The organism is Mycobacterium sp. KBS0706 (assembly GCF_005938675.2).
Lineage (GTDB): Bacteria > Pseudomonadota > Alphaproteobacteria > DSM-16000 > Inquilinaceae > Inquilinus.
The window spans coordinates 102,349-118,831 of sequence record NZ_VCCH02000006.1; the positions used below are offsets into that span (position 1 = coordinate 102,349).

Sequence of the window (16,483 nt, forward strand, 5' to 3'; positions counted from 1 at the left end):
CTCAGGTCCAGAAATAGGCGCGCACGACGTCGTCCTCGCGGCGCAGGGCATGGCCGATGATCCGCCGCCCGCTGGCCTGGGTGCGCGACCAGTCATGCGAGGCGATGACGGCCGTGGTCCGGAAGCGTTCGACCGTCTCGACCAGCAGGGCGAATACCCGGTCGGCCGTCGGCGGGTCGAGCGAGGCGGTGGGCTCGTCGGCCAGCAGGACGTCCGGGCGATGGGCCAGGGCGCGGGCGATGGCGACCCGCTGCCGCTCACCCACCGAAAGCCGGTCCGGCTTGAGGCCGAGCAGCCGGCCGAGGCCCAGCCGGTCCGCCAGCTCGCGCACATGGCCGGGATCGTAGCGCCCGGCGATGCGGGCGGTCAGGGCGATGTTCTCGACCACCGAGAGATAGGGCAGGAGGCCGCCGGTCTGCAGCACATAGCCGATGCTGCGCGCCCGCAGCGCGGCCAGCGCGTCCCGCCGCCGCCGGCGCCACAGCGCCGCGAGATCCAGCGGCGGACGGCCGATGGCCGCCAGCTCGAAGGTCTCTGCCCGGTCCGGCGCCAGCGTCCCTGCCAGCAGGTCCAGCAGCGTCGACTTGCCGGATCCCGACTGGCCGTTGAGGAACAGGATCTCGCTGCGCGGCACCACCAGGTTGCTGACATGCAGCTCGAACCCGGCCGTGCGGGCGCCGCGCCGCAGCACCACGTCGCGCAGCGTGTAGACGGGGGCCGGGCCGATCATGGCAGCGCATCGAGCGGCATCGGATAGACCGCCTCGCCGCCGGTGCGCTGGCCGTCGAGCGCGATCCACAAATCGGTGTTGTCGTAGATCTGCTGGTACAGCGTCACCTTGGCCTGCAGGTCGTCCAGGAACTGGCGCTGCTGGCCGAAGCTCCAGGACAGCCAGTCATCCTCGGTCAGCTCCATGATCCGGCTGCGATAGGGCAGGCCTTCGAGGTATTCGCCGATCAGCCCGAGTTCGGCCAGGTGCCGCGACTCCTCCTGGCCGACGCCCTCCGGCCGCCGGGCCATGGTCGCGGCGGCGCTGCGCAGCTGGCGGAAGAAGTCGTTCGGCGCCACCCGCGTCGCCTCGCCGGCATCGATGATCGCCGCGAGCGTCGTCTGCAGGTCGGACAGCTGGTTCTTGGTGATCAGGACGCGCACGTCGAGCGCCTTGCGGGCCGGGTTGGCGATGTCGCGGTCCGAGATCCAGGACGAGAACAGGCGCGGGACGCGGCCGTTCTCCTTCTGGCCGAGATAGGCGAGCTGCATGGCGCGTCCGACCAGCCCGGTGCGGGCCAGCGCCTCCCGGCTCGGATCGTCGGCCTTGGTGTCGGCGGCGGCAGGCGCATCCGCCGCGGGCGCCACCTGGCCCTCCGCGGCCGTCTGCATCTGGCCGAGCATGATCCCGGCGATCCGGTCGATCACCGACCCGAAGGTGCGCAGGTCGCCCCCTTCGATCGGGAAGTACAGGCTGCCGACATTGGGATAGTCGGACAGCGGCTGATAGGCGTCCTCGGCGGCGGCGTGGTCGTCCTTGCCGGCGGCGGTCTTCAGGTGGATCACCAGCACCGCGGCGCCCTTCGACTGGGCCAGCAGCCGCAGCTGGTCGGGGTCGAGATGGGTGGAGGAATAGGGGTCGTTGGCCCGGCGCGGGCTGGCGTCGGTGATCAGCACGATCAGCCGCCCGGCCACGCCGGTCCAGTCGATGTCGTCCAGCGCGGCCTTGACCCCGGCGAAGGAATCCTCGCGGAAGTCGCGGTTGTCGGCATGCGAGACCTTGGCCGCGTCGAAGCGGTCGAGGAACCCCTTCGGGTCGAGCCCGTCGGACAGCGTGGCGAAGACCTTGGCGATGTACTCGTCGGGGCGGCCGTCATCGAGCACGTCGCGGAACCCGACCAGGCCGAGGCTGAGCTTGTCGCCCTCCTCGGCGTGCAGCTTCTCGATCAGGGTGCGGATGGTCTCGCGCGTCCGCGCCACATAGGGGTCCATCGACACGGTGGTGTCGACCACGAAGACGACGCCGGCGCGGTAGCCGGCCATCACCTGCGCCGTGTCGGCGGCGTTGGTCGCCTGCGGTGGCGGGTCTGCAGTCTCCTGCAGCGAGGTCGCCGCAACCTGCAGGGCCAGGCCGGGGAAGCCCTTGGCGAAATAGCCATCGGTCCAGTTCAGGATCGGCAGCAGGTAGAACGTCTTGGCCGGATCGATCCAGGTCGAGGGCTCGATCGCCGCGATCGGGCTGTCCGGCGGCAGCGTTCCGGAAACCGCCGCTTGCCGAAGCGCCGCGGTTCGGGCCTCCGCATCCGGCGCTTCCATGATCGACAGCAGCGGCGCGGAATCCTTGAAGAATAGAGCACGGTCGCGGTTGACCGGGTTGGTGAAGTTCACCACCAGGGTCTGCTTCCAGTCGATCGCCTCGGCCTCGGGAAGCCAGCCCAGCGTCTGGCCGCCGGTGTTGGGCCCGACCTCGAGCCAGTTGCCGCCGTCGCCGGCCGCCCGGGCATAGACGAAGACCATGGTCAGCGGCGGGATCTCGGCCTCGGCCGGCGGCCCGCCCGGGGACTGGGACGGCCGCGCGCCCGGGCGGGTCAGCACCCGCTGCCACAGGCTCGTCGTGCCGGCCATCAGCAGCGGCTTGCGGGCGCCGGGCGAAGGTGCCGGGTCCTGGGCGATCGCCGGGGCGGCAAAGGCCGCCAGCCAGGCCAGGGCCAGCAGGGTGGCGAGGCGGAGCCGGAAGGCTGGGATCGTCATCGCGCGGACTCCGCGTTGTCGAGGGCCTGCAGCCGGGCGCGGGCGATGCCGATGCCGCGCTGCAGGGCCAAGGCGTAGAACTCCCGCGCCCTGGTCGGGTTGGGGGCGCTGAATGGGTTCGGGCCGGTGGTCCGGACATTCGGGTCGTAGAACTGCGCGATGCCGAAGGCCGCGTCGCCGCTGCCGCGCCGCGAGGCCTCCTCCCACAGCACCAGCGCCGTGTCGGCGTCGCGCTTTTCGGTCAGGAAGCGCTGGCCGGCGGCGAAGACCTCGGCCGGCGCCAGCGTCAGGATCCGCGGCAGCTGTTCGCGGTCGAGCTCCTGCGCCGGCTCCGCCGCGCCCGGCGGTGCCGACATCAGCGGCAGCGGCGCGGGTGCCGCCGGGGGAGAGTCCGGACCGGACCACCACCACCCCGCGCCGGCGAAGGCCATCAGAGTGAGGAGCAGGGCGGCACCGAGGGCCGGCCGCGATCGGAGGCGTTCGAGCCAACGGAGCCGGTCGGGCTCCGCCTCGTCGACCAGGCTGCGCATCGATTGCGGCCGGTCGCGCGGATCGGGGGCCAGCATGCGGGTGATCTGGGTGGCGAGGCCGGGCGGCACGCCGTCCAGATCGGGGGTGGTCTTGCGGGCCTCGACCGTGGCCATCATGGTCTTGCCCATCTCCAGCGGCCGGCCGCGCGCGGCAGCGGCGAGAACCAGGCCCAGGCTGTAGATGTCGGACCGGCCGTCGACTTGGGCGCCGAACAACCCGATCTGTTCCGGCGAGGCCCAGGACAGCTTGCCGGCGAAGCGGCTGCCGACCAGGGTCCGCATGCTCGGGTCGGCGAAGCGGGCGATGCCGAAATCGATCAGCTTCGCCTGCTCCAGCCGGCCATGCTCGAGGATCACGTTGTCGGGCGACAGATCGCGGTGATAGATGCCCTTGTCATGGGCCTCGGCCAGCCCGGCGGCCAGGCGGTCGCGCAGCTGGGCGATCTCGTGCGGCGCGAGCGGTCCCTGGCGCAGCCGGTCGCGCAGTGACGGGCCGTCGACATACTCCATGATCAGATGCAGTCGGCCGGTTGAGTCGCGGAACAGGCCGTCATAGGCGACGATCGCCGCGTGCCGGATCTTGCGCAGGGCCTCGGCCTCGCGCAGGAACAGGCTGACGATCGACTCGTCGCCGGCCAGGTCGGGCCGGATGATCTTGATCGCATGCAGCGTCCGCTGGTCGCGGTGCTCGGCCTGGTAGATCTCGCCCATGCCGCCGCGGCCGATCAGCCGGATGATGCGGTAGGTGTGCAGCACCACCGTCCCCGGCGCCAGCGACGGCCCGTCCTCCGCCGGCGCGGCCGGGGCGTCGGGCTCGCCTGGCGCGGCCGAGGCCCTCGGTGCGGCCGAGGCGCTCGGCGCGGCCGGTGCGACCAGGCGCGTCTCGTCGGCCGGCGGCGTCTCGGCGTCACGCATCGGATCGGCGGTCATGACCACGGCTACCAGACCGGCGGCAGCTCGCTGACGACCAGCACGGCCGGCACCGGCCGGTCGGGGGCCTCGACCGACGCCACCCAGACGGCGTAGGAGCCGTTCCCGGGCGCGTTGATCGTCATCGCCGGGTTGACGCCCCCCGCCTCGCTGTCGTCGGCGCAGAGCCACTGCCCCGCGGGGGTGTGGACCACCAGCGCCGTGTCCGTGCCCGCCGCCACGTAGAAATTCACCGGGCCGGGGACATCCTCGAGATCGATCGTCGCATCGGGGCGTTCCGGCGTGATGTTGCCGACGCAGTCGCCGGCCAGGCCCACGACCGACATGCGCCCTCCGGCCAGGACGCCGATCGGCAACGGATCGGTCCGGAACGCCCCCGTCAGGGTGGCGGCCAGATAGTAGGGCCGGGCCGTCGGGTCCGGCGGTGTCGCCGAAACGGCTGCGACCTGCTGCGCGATCGAGGCCGGCGTCGTCAATAACAGGAAGAAAAGAACCGCAAAGGCGCGTTTTGCGATTGGCATAGGTGCCTCCAGGTCGGGGCTGTTCCCAGGAAATATGCGTCGTGATCTGGGGGCGGGCCAGAATTCATCGGCCTTTCGCCCGGATACGATCATGTCGATTTCGCATGCTCCGCAGCGGTGATGCCGGGATCAGGATGCCGGGCTTCCCGCAATCTTCGAGAAGGCGCTGCCCATGTCTCCGCTCAAGTCGCCGATGATCGTGCTCGGTCTGGGCCTGCTCTGCGCCGCCTGCGCCGATCGCCTGCCGGATCCGAAGCCGTTTCCCCAATTCGGCAAGGGGGCCGCGGCCGCCGGCACGCTGCCCGCGACGCCGGTCGCCAGCACGACGCTGCCGATCGAGGTCATCGCCCGCAAGGCGCAGTCATCGCGGGTCACGCTCGACCGCGCGATGGACACGGTGCAGCAGCGGCTGAGCTTTCTGAAGAAGCTGGTGATCGAGGCCAGGGCCAATCTCGGCCAGAACGGCACCCCAGCGCAGTATGCGGCGCTGCGGCAGGCGGAAAGCCAGGTCCGCCGCGGCATGGTCCGCGCCCGGATCTCCACCGGCGATCAGACCGCCGGCTGGACCGAGCAGGCATCGACGATCAACGACCTCAGCGGCCTGATCGTCTCCGTCTCCGGGCTGGTCAACACCATCGGCGACGGGCAGCCGGTTCCCGGGACGACGGCGCAGACCGGGGACGTGGCGAAACCGGCCGAGGTCGGCGGGACTGGCGTGTTCGCGCCGGCGCAGGCCCTTCCCGTCGTCGCGCCCGCCGCCGCGGTCGTCACTCCGCCCGGCGCAAGTTGAGCCTCGGGTCGGTTCCACAGAAGGATGGAGGGCGGCTTGGGGCCGCCCTTTCAGTTCCCGGCGACGGCGACGAGCATCGACTTCAGCGCCTGCCCGGCCTGCAGGAAGGGCATCGGGTCGACCGGCTGCTCGGCGCGCCGGATCTCGTAATGCAAATGCGGGCCGGTCGACACGCCGGTCGAGCCGAGCTGGCCGATCACCGTGGCCGCCGTCACCTCCTGCCCCGCCTCCACCGCGATCGACTGCATGTGGCCGTATCGCGTGACCAGGCCGTCGGCATGCTGGATCTCCACCATGTTGCCGTAGCCGCCGGCCGGCCCGGCCCGCAGCACGCGGCCGTCGGCGGTCGCGTAGATCGGGGTTCCCGCCGGCGCCACCAGGTCCAGCCCGGCATGCAGGGTGGGAACGCCGGTCACCGGATGGACCCGCCAGCCGAAGGGGCTGGACAGCCGCAAGGGCACGCGCAGCGGCACCGACAAGGGCCAGCCGGGCAGGCGGGCCGCCAGCGCCCGGGCCTGCGCGTCGATCGACCCCGGAGAGAAGGGGCGGATCGCGGCGTCGCGATCCTCCGCGGCCGGCGCCAGGTCGAGCTGCTGCAGCGTGCGGTCGATCGCGGCGACGGCGACGGCCAGCCGCGCCGTCTGGGCGAAGCGGCGGTCGGCCGCAGCCAGGTCGCCCTCATCCGCCGATACCGGTCCGCTCTCCTGGGACGGCGCCTCCGCGACCTGGCGCTGCAGCGTCGGCTCGGGGGCATCCCGAAGGACGGCGATGCCGAGCACCGCGGTGAAGGACAAAGCCAGGGCCGCTGCGGCGCTGACGGCCATCGGCCGGATGCGGGATGGCGGAGGGGCCGACGCAGGGGTCTCGACGGGTCTTGCCGCCATCGGCAGCCGGTCGGGCAGCGCCAGCACCACCGTCCCGCAGCCGTGCCGGCCGGCTTCCCCGGCGCGCTGCACCAGCAGCCGGGCGGCGGCCTCCGGCGGCAGCCGTTCGAGCAATAGCGCGGTCCTGTCGACGATCTCGGCGACGGCCGGCGCGCCGAGGATGACGCGGTCCCCTGCGTCCAGCCGGACGCGGATCGTCCCGGCGTCCGGGGCGAGGGGGGCGAGGCCGGCCCGACCCAGGCGATGGGCGCTGCCGCCGCCCAGGCGCAGGCACAGCAGATGCGGCGGCCGCAGCAGGGCGATCATCGCCGAGACGCCGGTCTTCCGCCGCACGATGCGCGTCAGCTGCGCTTCGTCAACCGCGCCATCGAGTGCGGCGAGATCCTCGAGCAGGCGGCGGGATTGCGCGGCCCCGGCCGCGACCACGGCCCACAGCCCGAGCTCGGGGCGGCAGAGGCACGCGGCACCGGCGGCGCCGGCGACGATGCCGGAGGCGGCGGCCTCGGCTTCGGCGATGACGTCCCGCGGCATCAGTCGAGAGCCCCGGCCGGCGCCGCGGTGTCGGCGGGCATGCTGCCGGCGGTCGCGACGAAGCGGCGGATGGCGTCGTCGAGCAGCAGGGCGCCCTGCAGCTCCGTACCGTCGAGCCAGGCATAGCGGCGGTCGATGGCGGTCCACAGGCGCAGCCCGCCGAGCTTCCGCGCCAGGGTCGCCAGGGCCGCGTCGTCGGCCTGGCCGCGGTCGAACAGCGTGGCCCGGCGGGCGGCGACGGCGAGGCGCAGCAGCGGTCCCTGCGCCGGGGTCAGCGCGGCGAGGAGATGGGTCGCCGTCTCCGGATCGGTGGCGGGGACCAGCGCGAGGTCGTCCTGCAGCCCATCCCAGGCGCGAGCCACGTCGTCGAGATAGAGCGCCAGCACGGCGGCGGTCAGGTCGCCGCCGCCCGACGGCGCCGCGCCCAGCACCCAGTCGTCGGAGCCGAGCGAGGCGGACAGATCCGTCAGTGCCGGCACGACCACCCGGTGGAAGCCGTCGGCGGTGAGCAGCCCGGGAATCGGCGTGGCCAGCGAGGCGCCCGACCGGCGCCGCACCGCCCAGCTGTCCGCCCCGAGCACGAGGTCGGCGCGGAAGGGCGGCAGGCCCTGGGCGGCATCCGAGGTGCGGATCGCAGCATAGGCCCGGGCCGACAGCGGCTCGCCGCGCAGCCGGGCTCGGATCCGCTCCACCACCGCCATGTCCAGCGCAGGGGCGAGGCGCGGCTCGGCGGCGAGGGCGCGGTCGAGCTGCACCACCAGGGCCTGGCGCAGCGCGTCCGGGGCAGTCATCGACCAGTCGGTCGACGCCCAGAGCCGGATCAGCCCGTCCTGCCGCGGGCCGGTGCCGCCGATGGCCAGCGCCGCCTTCAGCCCGTCGAAGGCGAGGTCCGAGCCAACATCCGGCTGGTCGATCCGGGCCAGGATCCGTTGCGCCAGGCGATGCAGGAACGCCTCCCGCAGCAACTCGCGGTCGAGCCCGGTGGTCGCGGCGGCGAGATCCTCCAGCGGCGCGGCGTTCAGGCTCAGTTGCCGCCACCAGGGCAGGGGCTCAGGAGCCGCCAACGGCGAGGCGGCCAGCGCGTCGAGGGCCGGCAGCGCGGCCGCCGGATCCTCCGGCGCCGCGTCGGGCGCAGGCGTCGCCGCCTGCGCGGCCTCGATCGCGGCGCGCGCACGGTCGGCGACGCGGTGGTTCGAGACATGGATCGCCGCCAGGCCGGCGAGCAGGGCCAGGATGCAGCCCGCGATGCATGCCCGACGGCGCATTGCGCTCACCCCTCCGTGCGATGGGACATGGCGCTACGCCGCGCCGAAGACCTTGCTGCCGGGGCTGTCCTCTCCGATCCCGGGCTCGAGGCCCTGCCTCATCTCCATGCCCAGTTCCAGCTTGGCCTTGGAGGCCTCCTTCGGCGGCCGGCCGGGCAGGATCGGCGGAAAGGATTCGGCCTTTTCGGCGGTGATCATCGAGAAGCCGTCGGCGAGGATGATGAGGCCGTCCGGGCCGAGCTCCAGGAGTTGCCAGTCCTTGGCGCCCTTGACCAGGAACCTGATCCTGTCCGGCGTGACCTCGATGCGGGAGCTTGCCTGCTGCCCGGGAAGGGACGGCATCGCCGATGTCTTCTCCTCGGTGGCCGCCCCGGTGGTGAGGACGAACTTCTCCGTGACATCGATGGCGTGCTTCTGCAGCACCTTGACGTTGTACTGCCTCTGCGCCTTCAGCCAGACCTCCTCGCGGTCCCGCCTGTCCTCGAAGCGCAGCTCGTTATAGGCGTCGACCGCACCGCGGTCGGTGTGCGTCCGGAAGGTCGAGCGCGTCTTGTCCGCCGGCAGGGTCTCGGGCGGCAGGTTGGTGGCGTTGTAGACGACCCCGGTCGCCAGCGGCCAGTCCGGGTTGCCGTGGATGAAGTCGACCACGACCTCCTGGCCGATGCGCGGGATGATCAGGCCGCCGAAGCCCTTGCCGGCCCAGCTCTGGGCCACCCGGATCCAGCAGGAGCTGTTCTCGTCCTTCTTGCCCTCGCGGTCCCAGAAGAACTGGACCTTGATGCGACCGAGCTTGTCGGTCGTGATCGTGTCGGCCTTGGGGCCGACGACAAGCGCCGTCTGCGGCCCCTGAATGACCGGCGCCGGCGTGCGGCGCAGCGGGCGGTACTGGGTGGTCGCCGGGATGATCTCGACCATGCTGCGGTAGAGGAAGCGGTCGCTGGCGTCGACGGCGTTCCCCGGCCCGTCGGCGACCTCTCCGACCTCGCCGACGACCGTGAACTCGTTGCCCACCGCCAGGAACCGCTCGGTGGGCTTGGGGCGGGAATCGACATCGCCGTAATAGAAGGGATTCGCCGCGGTGAAGATCGATCCGGTCGTGATCTGCCGCGCCGTGCTCTCGACCCGCGCGCGATAGGCGCTGCAGGCCAGCTCCTCGGCCCGGATCCTGGCATAGAAATCGCCGTCCTTCTTCTCGATGTAGCGGCCCGGATAGACGAAGCTCTCCTGCGTCGACGAGGGGCTGCCGGGGGCCGTCGTCGTCTTGACCGCCGCCACAGGCGCGACCGGCGTTCCGCCGGGTCGCCCGGGGGCGGCGCCCGCCAGGGTCTTGCGCGGCGGGATGCCGCCGACCTTCACGGCGGGGGTTCGTGCCACGGCGTCGAGGTTCGCCGTCGGCTTCTCATGGTCGTAGTCACGCATGACGATGCTGTCCGGCTGCATCGACACCACCTCTTCCCAGCGCAGGATCAGGTCGTCCTGGTGGAGGTTGCGGGCCGGCCGCAGATTGTGGTGGGTCTCCACCACCTGCGGCGTGCAGGGCTGGTGGCTCGAGGCGTTGTCGACCAGCACCAGCTCGTGCCGGTTCTCCGCATGCTCGAAGTAATAGTAGATCCCGTCCTGCTCCATCAGCCGGCTGACGAAGGCCAGGTCGGTCTCGTCGTATTGGACGCAGAAAGGGCGCCGCGGCAGGCTCCCGGTGGTCTTGTTCTTGAAGGTGCCGTTGTGCTCCCGGAAGATCGTGGTGATGATCTCGATGCTGGTCTTGTTCTGGAAGATCCGGCTGTTGCGGCGGTATTCGAGCAGCGACAGCCAGGGCCGCACCTCCGCCACGTAGTTGAGGCGCTCGGTGTCGTCCAGGCCGACATACTGGAACCGGGTGACGATGCCGTGGAAGTACCGCGTCGCCGTGCCCTTGAGCTTGAGGCCGGCGGTCAGGGTCTGGCCGGGCACCTTGGCGAAGCCCTGGATCGGGTCGGGGCTGGCGAGCGTCACCTCGTAGAGGAAGGGCTCGCCGAGCCGCTCGACGCCCCTCAGCCGCCGGAGATAGACCTCGTTCAGCTGGAAGGCGGCCGAGGTCACCGCCGCGAAGCGGTTGTCCTTCAGCAGGGTTTCGATCGTCGACAGGGGCATGGTGATGTCGCCTAGTCGCTGGGCTGCAGGGATGCGGCCGGCAGGCCGCCGTCGAACTGGTAGTGGAAGGCGTCGTCCCGCACGCCGATGTGCAGCGCGCCGACCGGCCGGCCGTCCCGCTGCTCGGCCAGGATGTGCCGGCTGATCGCCGGCAGCAGCGTGCTGGTCAGGATGGCGTCGACCATGCGGCCGCCGCTGTCGACCTGGCGCGCACGCCGGGCGATCAGCTCGGCCACGGCGTCGTCGCAGGTCAGCGGCACCTTGTGGGCCTGCATCATCCGGTCGGCGATCCGGTCCAGCCGCAGGCGCACGATGCGGTCCAGCATGCCGTCGCTCAGCGCGTAGTAGGGGACGAGTGTCATCCGGCCCAGCAGGGCCGGCGGGAAGACCTCGCGCAGCGGCCGGTGCAGCGCGCTCTCCAGCACCTCCGGCTCCGGCCGAGCCTCGGCGGCGCACAGCCGCGCGATCTGCTCGCCCCCGACATTCGAGGTCAGCAGGATCAGCGTGTTGCGGAAGTCGATCTTGCGACCCTCGCCATCCTCCATCACGCCCTTGTCGAAGACCTGGAAGAAGATCTCGTGGACGTCCGGATGCGCCTTCTCGATCTCGTCGAGCAGGATCACCGCATGCGGCCGCCGGCGCACCGCCTCGGTCAGCACGCCGCCCTGGCCGTAGCCGACATAGCCGGGCGGGGCGCCCTTGAGCGAGGAGACGGTGTGCGCCTCCTGGAACTCGCTCATATTGATGGTGATCAGGTTGCTCTCGCCGCCCAGCAGCGTCTCGGCCAGAGCCAGCGCCGTCTCGGTCTTGCCGACGCCGGACGGGCCGCACAGCAGGAAGACGCCGATCGGCTTGGCCGGATCGTCCAGGCCGGCGCGGCTGGTCTGCACCCGCTGGGCGATCGCCTCCATGGCGTGGTCCTGGCCGACGACGCGCCGGCCCAGGGAATCGGCGAGGGACAGCAGGGTGGTGGCCTCGTCCTTCAGCAGCCGGCCGACCGGGATGCCGGTCCAGTCCTGCACCACGGCGGCCACGGCGTTGCGGTCGACCCGGTCGAGCACCAGCGGCGCCTCCTCCTGGATCTCGCGCCATTCGCCGTCGAGCTGCCGCAGCTCGGCCGGATCGGCAGCGTCGCCGTCGGCGCGGAGCGCGGCCCGGGCCCGCTGGATCTCCTCGACCAGGCTGCGCTCGGCCTGCCAGCGGACGTCGAGCCGCGCCGCCTCCTGCCTGGCCTCTTCCAGCGCCTCCTCCACCTCCGCCCGGCGCTTCCCGACATCGCCGCCATCGGCCTCCTCGCGGCCGAGCATCTCCAGCTCCAGCGTCAGGGCGTCGATCCGCTGCCGCTCATGCTCCAGCCGGTCGGGGCGGGCATGGCGGCTGACGGCGACCCGGGCGCAGGCGGTGTCCAGCAGGCTCAGCGACTTGTCCGGCAGCTGGCGGGCGGGGATGTAGCGCCGCGACAGCGCGACCGCCGCCGCCACCGCCTCATCCAGGATCTCGACGCCGTGATGCTTCTCCAGCGCCTGCACCATGCGGCGCATCATGGTGACGGCCTGCGGCTCGTCCGGCTCGGCCACCGGGATGGCCTGGAAGCGCCGGCTCAGCGCCGGGTCCTTCTCGATGTACCGCTTGTACTCGGCCCAGGTGGTGGCGCCGATGGTCCGCAGCGTGCCGCGGGCCAAAGCGGGCTTCAGCATGTTGGCGGCGTCGCCGGTGCCCTCCTGGCCGCCGGCGCCGATCAGGGTGTGCGCCTCGTCGATGAACATGATCACCGGATGGGGCGCCGCCTGGACCTCGGCGATGACGTCGCGCAGCCGCTGCTCGAACTCGCCCTTCACCCCGGCGCCGGCCTGCAGCAGGCCGAGATCCAGCGCGTGCAGGGCGACGTCGCGCAGCGGTGCCGGCACCTCGCCGGCGACGATACGCAGGGCCAGGCCTTCGACGATGGCGGTTTTGCCGACGCCAGCCTCACCGGTCAGGATCGGGTTGTTCTGCCGCCGCCGCATCAGCACGTCGATGATCTGCCGGATCTCGGGGTCGCGACCGATCACCGGGTCGAGCTTGCCGGCCCTGGCGCTCGCGGTCAGGTCGACGGTGTAGCGCGCCAGGGCGCCGCCGCGCCCGCCGGGAGCCGCCGGCGATGCTTCGCCCGCCGCCTCCACCGGTGCCTGCGCGGCCGTGGCCTCGGGCGAGCCGCGGGTGATCGCCTCGAAGCCGTCGCGCAGCCGGTCCAGCGCCAGCTTGCCGAATTCGGGCGAGATCGCGAGCAAGGCATGGCTGAGGGGGCGGCTCGACAGGCAGCCATAGAGCAGATGGCCGGAGCGGATGCGGTCGTCGCCGAAGGCCAGGGTCGCGACCAGCCAGGCCTCCTGGGTCGCGTCCTCGATGTGCTGCGACAGGTCTGAGACGGCGGTGGCGCCCCGCGGCAGCCGGTCCAATGCCCGGGTCAGGTCGCGCGCCAGGATGCCCGGGTCGACGCCGAAGCTGCGCAGGATCCGCCCGAAATCGGAATCGGCGACCTCGTTCAGCTGGTGCAGCCAGTGGACCAGCTCGACATACGCGTTGCCGCGCAGCTTGCAGAACGCCGTGGCGCTCTCGATCGCGGCGTAGCAGGGCGCGTTCAGCTTGCTGAACAGGTTGCGGCGGCTGATGCCCGTCATCACGGACTCCACGAGGCTGTTTCGGGGGATGCCGCTTCCGTCGGGCCGGGACGGGGCGGGGTCGTCGTCAGGTCGTCGGCGTGGCGGCGCGACCGGCGCTTGCCCATCCAGCCGGTCCAGCCGAGCTTGCCGCTGCGGCCCAGCCGGACCGCCGGCACCTCGTCGCGGCGCAGGACCAGGTTGACCTCCCAGTCCAGCTCGTCGCCGAGGTAGTTGCGGACGGTCTGCGCCATCTTGTCGAGACCGGGGGCGCCGGGTAGCAGCCGCTCGTACTGGGCCAGCTCCAGCGGGCCGATGACGATCCGGAAGCGGTGGTGATAGACCTGGATCCGGGCGCCGGCGGTGGCGGTGCTGCCCAGCGTGCCAGTGCCTGGTTCGCGGCCCAGCAGGCACAGCGCGTCGCGCGGCAGCTGGACCCATTTCGGCACGAATTCGCGGATCTCGACCGGTGCCGCGAAGAAGCTGGCCAGGATGGCGCCCAGCCCCTCGGCGTTGCGGGTGTGCGAGGCCAGCCGGCCGGTGAAATGGACCTTGGCCAAATCGGGCATCGCGTCGCGGCCCTGCAGCGATTCCATGCCGAGGCCGGCGAGGGCGCCGAGCTGCAGGGCGAAACGGTCCTGCTGCGGCCGGTCGTGGCTCACCGTCGGCTCGCTCTCCGCCCAGGCGCGGAAGAACAGCGAGGCCATGCGGTGGTGGAAGATGTCGGCGAAGCGGACCAGCGTCTCGTCGGCGGCGTTGTGCTGCCGCAGATGGGCGTATTCGGTCAGATGCAGCGGCAGCGGACCGTTCGGCCCGAACAGCCCGAAGACATAGGTGGCCAGCCGGGCCGGCCCGTCCTCCTCGGCCTCGGTCAGGCCCGCGATCGGCCGGGTCGGGAACGCCAGCGCCGGCTGCTGCCCGATCCGCACCGGGTCCGAGCCCGGCCGGCTCGATTCCCCCAGCCGCGGGCGATCCGGGCTGAGGGCATCGATCCGCCGCAGCGCCTGGAACACGTCGAAATCATGCGGTTCGGCCGCGACCGCACCGAGGAAGCTGTCGAGCGCGTCCGGCATCACACCACCGCCCGGCGGCCGATCATCGGCGGCCATCGCATCACTTCCCCGCGCTGCAGGGTCGACAGCACCATCTCGGTGAAGCCGTTGATCGAGACGTATTTGGCGAAGAACTGGTTGAGCACCGAGGCCAGGGGGAAGGTGCCGACGCCCTCGAAGGCCGCCTCGTCCAAAGTGACGCCGATCTCGATCCCGCGCGCCACCGCGGCCTGCCCGCCGCCCGGCAGGCGCCGGACCACGGCCTTCGACCGGACCTCGCGTATGCCGTCGATCTGCCGCGCGGCGGAGGCGTCGTCCGGATCAATGTAGAGGCGCAGCAGCTCGCGCAGCGCCTCGGCGCCCTGGTGATCGGCCCGGTCGGAATTGGTGATCGACAGGTAGTTCAGCGACAGATGGCTGATCAGCTTCCATGCGACGTCGCCATTGGCGAAGGATGGCCGCGGCCGGCTCGGCAGCGACAGGCAGCGGACGCCGGTCACCGGGGCGCCGATCTCGAGCGTGAAGTCGGTCTCGCCCCGGCCGACCGGCAGCAGCAGCGGCAGGTCCCGGTTCGAGCACAGGCAGCGCAGCGACAGCTGGCGCAGATCGGCCGAATAGGGAGCGGCCTGGCGGTCGACCAGCGAGACGAAGGTCTCGCTGCCGATATAGCCGGTCCGCGTGCCGTGCAGGCGCTGGTGCTCGGACAGCAGGCGCTGCTCGCGCCGTACGGTGTAGTAGCTGGAATGCTGCTCGCGCCGCCCATGCTCGTGGATGCTGTAGAAGGGCAGGAACGGCAGCGGGGCCGCGTCGTTGCTCTCGCCCTCGCCGCTCATCTCCAGGATCGAATGCAGCTCGATGTCGAGCGGCCGGATCCGGTCGACCACCACATGGTGCTCGTAATGCTTGTCGCTGACATGGATCCGGTCGGCCTGGCGCTCGAACAGGTTGACCGCCGGGGTCGCGAACAGGGCGATGTTCTGCGGGCCGAGATGGCGCTCCAGCCGCGGCTCCGCGCGGCCGAGCGCGAACACGATCTCGAGTTCCTCGGTGGTCGACAGCGCCACCGCGTCGGCCAGTCCGCCGAGCTCGACGAACAGGGTCCGGTCCGCCAGGGCGAAATATTCCTGCAGTAGGCGGTAGCCGTCGAAGGAGCGGGGCACCTCGGGCAGCAGCGACGACCCCGGCTCCAGCCCGACCTGCCGCAGCGCCTGCCGCGGGATCGTCTCCTGCCAGGGCACCGGCCGGCTCAGCGGCCGGGCGACGATGGCGCGGATGTCGGCGACCAGCTGCTCGGCCAGGATCGCGCCAATGCCGCCGGGCCCGGTCAGGTGCAGCGTCAGCGCCTTCAGCGCCAGCTTGTTGAAGGGCAGCCCGTTGGTGGTCCGCAGCCGCAGGCGCAGCGCCGCCTTCACCGACTGGCGGCCCGGCAGGTGCAGGGCCGAGAGCTGCCCCGGCGTGGCGTAGTAGTCGACCGCGCTGACCACCACCGGCCACAGCTGGACGTCATGGGCGGTGCGGAACTCGCAATGGGTGACGGCGCCGGGGGCGAGCTGGCTCAGCAGCTTGGTGCCGCGCGGCACCAGGTAGCCGTTCTCCAGCCGCCCGGCCTCCGGGTCCGGCTCGAACCGGACGATCGCCATCGACGGCACCGGCGGCAGGAAATGCGGGTAGACCAGCTCGAGCAGATGCTGGGTGAAATCGGGGAAGCGCGACTGCAGCTTCAACTGCACCCGCGCCGCCATGAAGGCGAAGCCTTCGAGCAGCCGCTCGACATAGGGGTCGGCGACCTCGGTCGTCTCCATACCGAGCCGGCCGGCGACCTTGGGAAAGGAGCGCGCGAACTCGGCCCCCATGTCGCGCATATAGGCGAGCTCGTCATTGTAGAGGCGCAGCAGCCGGGGATCCATCAGCTGGCCTCCGCGCGCATCTCGACGACGCGGACGACATCGAGCTCACGGTCGACCTCGGTGCGCATCACCATGCGCAGCGGCACCGGATGGGCCCAGAGGTCGGCCTCGATCTTGAAATGGAGCGAGCCGATGTCCTGCCCGTCCTCGATCGCCGTCACCCTCAGGCTGTCGGGCAGCAGCCGCGGCTCGAACCGGTGCAGGCTGGCGAGGATCTCCTGCCGCAGGGCGCTGGCATCGACGCCTTCGCGGATGTGCCCGCCCAGCGGCCAGATGCCGTAGTTCAGCGTGCTGGCGGCGACATGGGGATAGGCCTGAAGGTCGACGGTCGCGGCCAGCTGATTGGTGTTCAACAGCCAGGAGATGTCGCGCAGGATCACCTCCCGCAGCTGGCGCACCGAGAAGCTGCGCCGGTCCTGCGCCTCGGTCGCGCTGCGCGGCTGGTCGTCGGTCAGCCGGTCGAGAAGCGACGGCTGGACCAGGTCCCGCTTGACGGCTCGGGCCATGATTCACCTGGGTGGGTAGGGTCGGGGGAAGGGCGACCGGCCGGGGCACCGGCCGGTCG

Annotated in this window: 12 protein-coding genes; 1 reads left to right on the forward strand and 11 read right to left on the reverse strand. The window is 71.7% G+C overall.

The features are described from left to right. Window position 1 precedes the first annotated feature (1 nt). From FFK22_RS05045 to FFK22_RS05060, 4 genes are read right to left on the reverse strand one after another with little or no spacing between them, the layout of a single operon-like run. Window positions 2–730 carry an ABC transporter ATP-binding protein gene (locus tag FFK22_RS05045; protein ID WP_138889013.1) on the reverse strand — a complete coding sequence of 243 codons (729 nt, stop codon included), beginning with the start codon at window positions 728–730 and terminating at the stop codon, window positions 2–4. Next, a complete protein-coding gene (locus FFK22_RS05050) occupies window positions 727–2,739 on the reverse strand; it encodes a vWA domain-containing protein (RefSeq protein ID WP_138889012.1) in 2,013 nt (670 codons plus the stop codon). Before FFK22_RS05050 ends, FFK22_RS05045 begins: the two co-directional genes overlap by 4 nt. Further along, window positions 2,736–4,199, reverse strand: a complete 1,464-nt coding sequence (locus FFK22_RS05055; RefSeq protein ID WP_138889011.1) for a serine/threonine-protein kinase — start codon at window positions 4,197–4,199, stop codon at window positions 2,736–2,738. The genes FFK22_RS05050 and FFK22_RS05055 overlap by 4 nt, the downstream gene beginning before the upstream one ends. Before the next feature lie 8 nt (window positions 4,200–4,207). After that, a complete protein-coding gene (locus FFK22_RS05060) occupies window positions 4,208–4,720 on the reverse strand; it encodes a peptidase S1 (protein WP_138889010.1) in 513 nt (170 codons plus the stop codon). 172 nt (window positions 4,721–4,892) lie between these two features. On the opposite strand from FFK22_RS05060, the gene FFK22_RS05065 reads away from it, so the two are divergent. Next, on the forward strand, window positions 4,893–5,510 hold the full coding sequence (locus FFK22_RS05065; protein WP_138889009.1) for a hypothetical protein: 618 nt from the start codon (window positions 4,893–4,895) through the stop codon (window positions 5,508–5,510). Window positions 5,511–5,560: 50 nt separating this feature from the next. Here FFK22_RS05065 and FFK22_RS43760 read toward each other — a convergent pair whose 3' ends face one another. From FFK22_RS43760 to tssE, 7 genes are read right to left on the reverse strand one after another with little or no spacing between them, the layout of a single operon-like run. Next, window positions 5,561–6,925 (reverse strand): M23 family metallopeptidase, encoded by a 1,365-nt coding sequence (locus tag FFK22_RS43760; RefSeq protein WP_221938398.1) that lies wholly within the window; start codon window positions 6,923–6,925, stop codon window positions 5,561–5,563. Then, entirely contained in the window at window positions 6,925–8,190 is a 1,266-nt protein-coding gene (locus tag FFK22_RS05075; RefSeq protein WP_138889008.1) for an ImcF-related family protein, read from the reverse strand. Before FFK22_RS05075 ends, FFK22_RS43760 begins: the two co-directional genes overlap by 1 nt. A 33-nt stretch (window positions 8,191–8,223) precedes the next feature. Beyond that, entirely contained in the window at window positions 8,224–10,320 is a 2,097-nt protein-coding gene (locus tag FFK22_RS05080; protein ID WP_138889007.1) for a type VI secretion system Vgr family protein, read from the reverse strand. A gap of 11 nt (window positions 10,321–10,331) precedes the next feature. Beyond that, on the reverse strand, window positions 10,332–12,980 hold the full coding sequence (gene tssH, locus FFK22_RS05085) for a type VI secretion system ATPase TssH (RefSeq protein ID WP_138889006.1): 2,649 nt from the start codon (window positions 12,978–12,980) through the stop codon (window positions 10,332–10,334). Then, entirely contained in the window at window positions 12,980–14,068 is a 1,089-nt protein-coding gene (gene tssG / locus FFK22_RS05090) for a type VI secretion system baseplate subunit TssG (protein WP_138889005.1), read from the reverse strand. The genes tssH and tssG overlap by 1 nt, the downstream gene beginning before the upstream one ends. Beyond that, complete coding sequence (gene tssF / locus FFK22_RS05095) at window positions 14,032–15,918, reverse strand: type VI secretion system baseplate subunit TssF (protein ID WP_138889004.1); 1,887 nt, start codon at window positions 15,916–15,918, stop codon at window positions 14,032–14,034. Before tssF ends, tssG begins: the two co-directional genes overlap by 37 nt. Next, window positions 15,918–16,424, reverse strand: a complete 507-nt coding sequence (tssE, locus tag FFK22_RS05100; RefSeq protein ID WP_138889003.1) for a type VI secretion system baseplate subunit TssE — start codon at window positions 16,422–16,424, stop codon at window positions 15,918–15,920. Before tssE ends, tssF begins: the two co-directional genes overlap by 1 nt. Window positions 16,425–16,483 lie beyond the last annotated feature (59 nt).

Coding starts and splice junctions, on each gene's coding strand:
- FFK22_RS05045 (WP_138889013.1), bottom strand. CDS start 730: ATGATCGGCCCGGCCCCCGTCTACACGCTGCGCGACGTGGTGCTGCGG.
- tssE (WP_138889003.1), bottom strand. CDS start 16,424: ATGGCCCGAGCCGTCAAGCGGGACCTGGTCCAGCCGTCGCTTCTCGAC.
- tssH (WP_138889006.1), bottom strand. CDS start 12,980: ATGACGGGCATCAGCCGCCGCAACCTGTTCAGCAAGCTGAACGCGCCC.
- FFK22_RS43760 (WP_221938398.1), bottom strand. CDS start 6,925: ATGCCGCGGGACGTCATCGCCGAAGCCGAGGCCGCCGCCTCCGGCATC.
- FFK22_RS05055 (WP_138889011.1), bottom strand. CDS start 4,199: ATGACCGCCGATCCGATGCGTGACGCCGAGACGCCGCCGGCCGACGAG.
- FFK22_RS05050 (WP_138889012.1), bottom strand. CDS start 2,739: ATGACGATCCCAGCCTTCCGGCTCCGCCTCGCCACCCTGCTGGCCCTG.
- FFK22_RS05060 (WP_138889010.1), bottom strand. CDS start 4,720: ATGCCAATCGCAAAACGCGCCTTTGCGGTTCTTTTCTTCCTGTTATTG.
- FFK22_RS05065 (WP_138889009.1), top strand. CDS start 4,893: ATGTCTCCGCTCAAGTCGCCGATGATCGTGCTCGGTCTGGGCCTGCTC.
- tssF (WP_138889004.1), bottom strand. CDS start 15,918: ATGGATCCCCGGCTGCTGCGCCTCTACAATGACGAGCTCGCCTATATG.
- FFK22_RS05075 (WP_138889008.1), bottom strand. CDS start 8,190: ATGCGCCGTCGGGCATGCATCGCGGGCTGCATCCTGGCCCTGCTCGCC.
- FFK22_RS05080 (WP_138889007.1), bottom strand. CDS start 10,320: ATGCCCCTGTCGACGATCGAAACCCTGCTGAAGGACAACCGCTTCGCG.
- tssG (WP_138889005.1), bottom strand. CDS start 14,068: ATGGCCGCCGATGATCGGCCGCCGGGCGGTGGTGTGATGCCGGACGCG.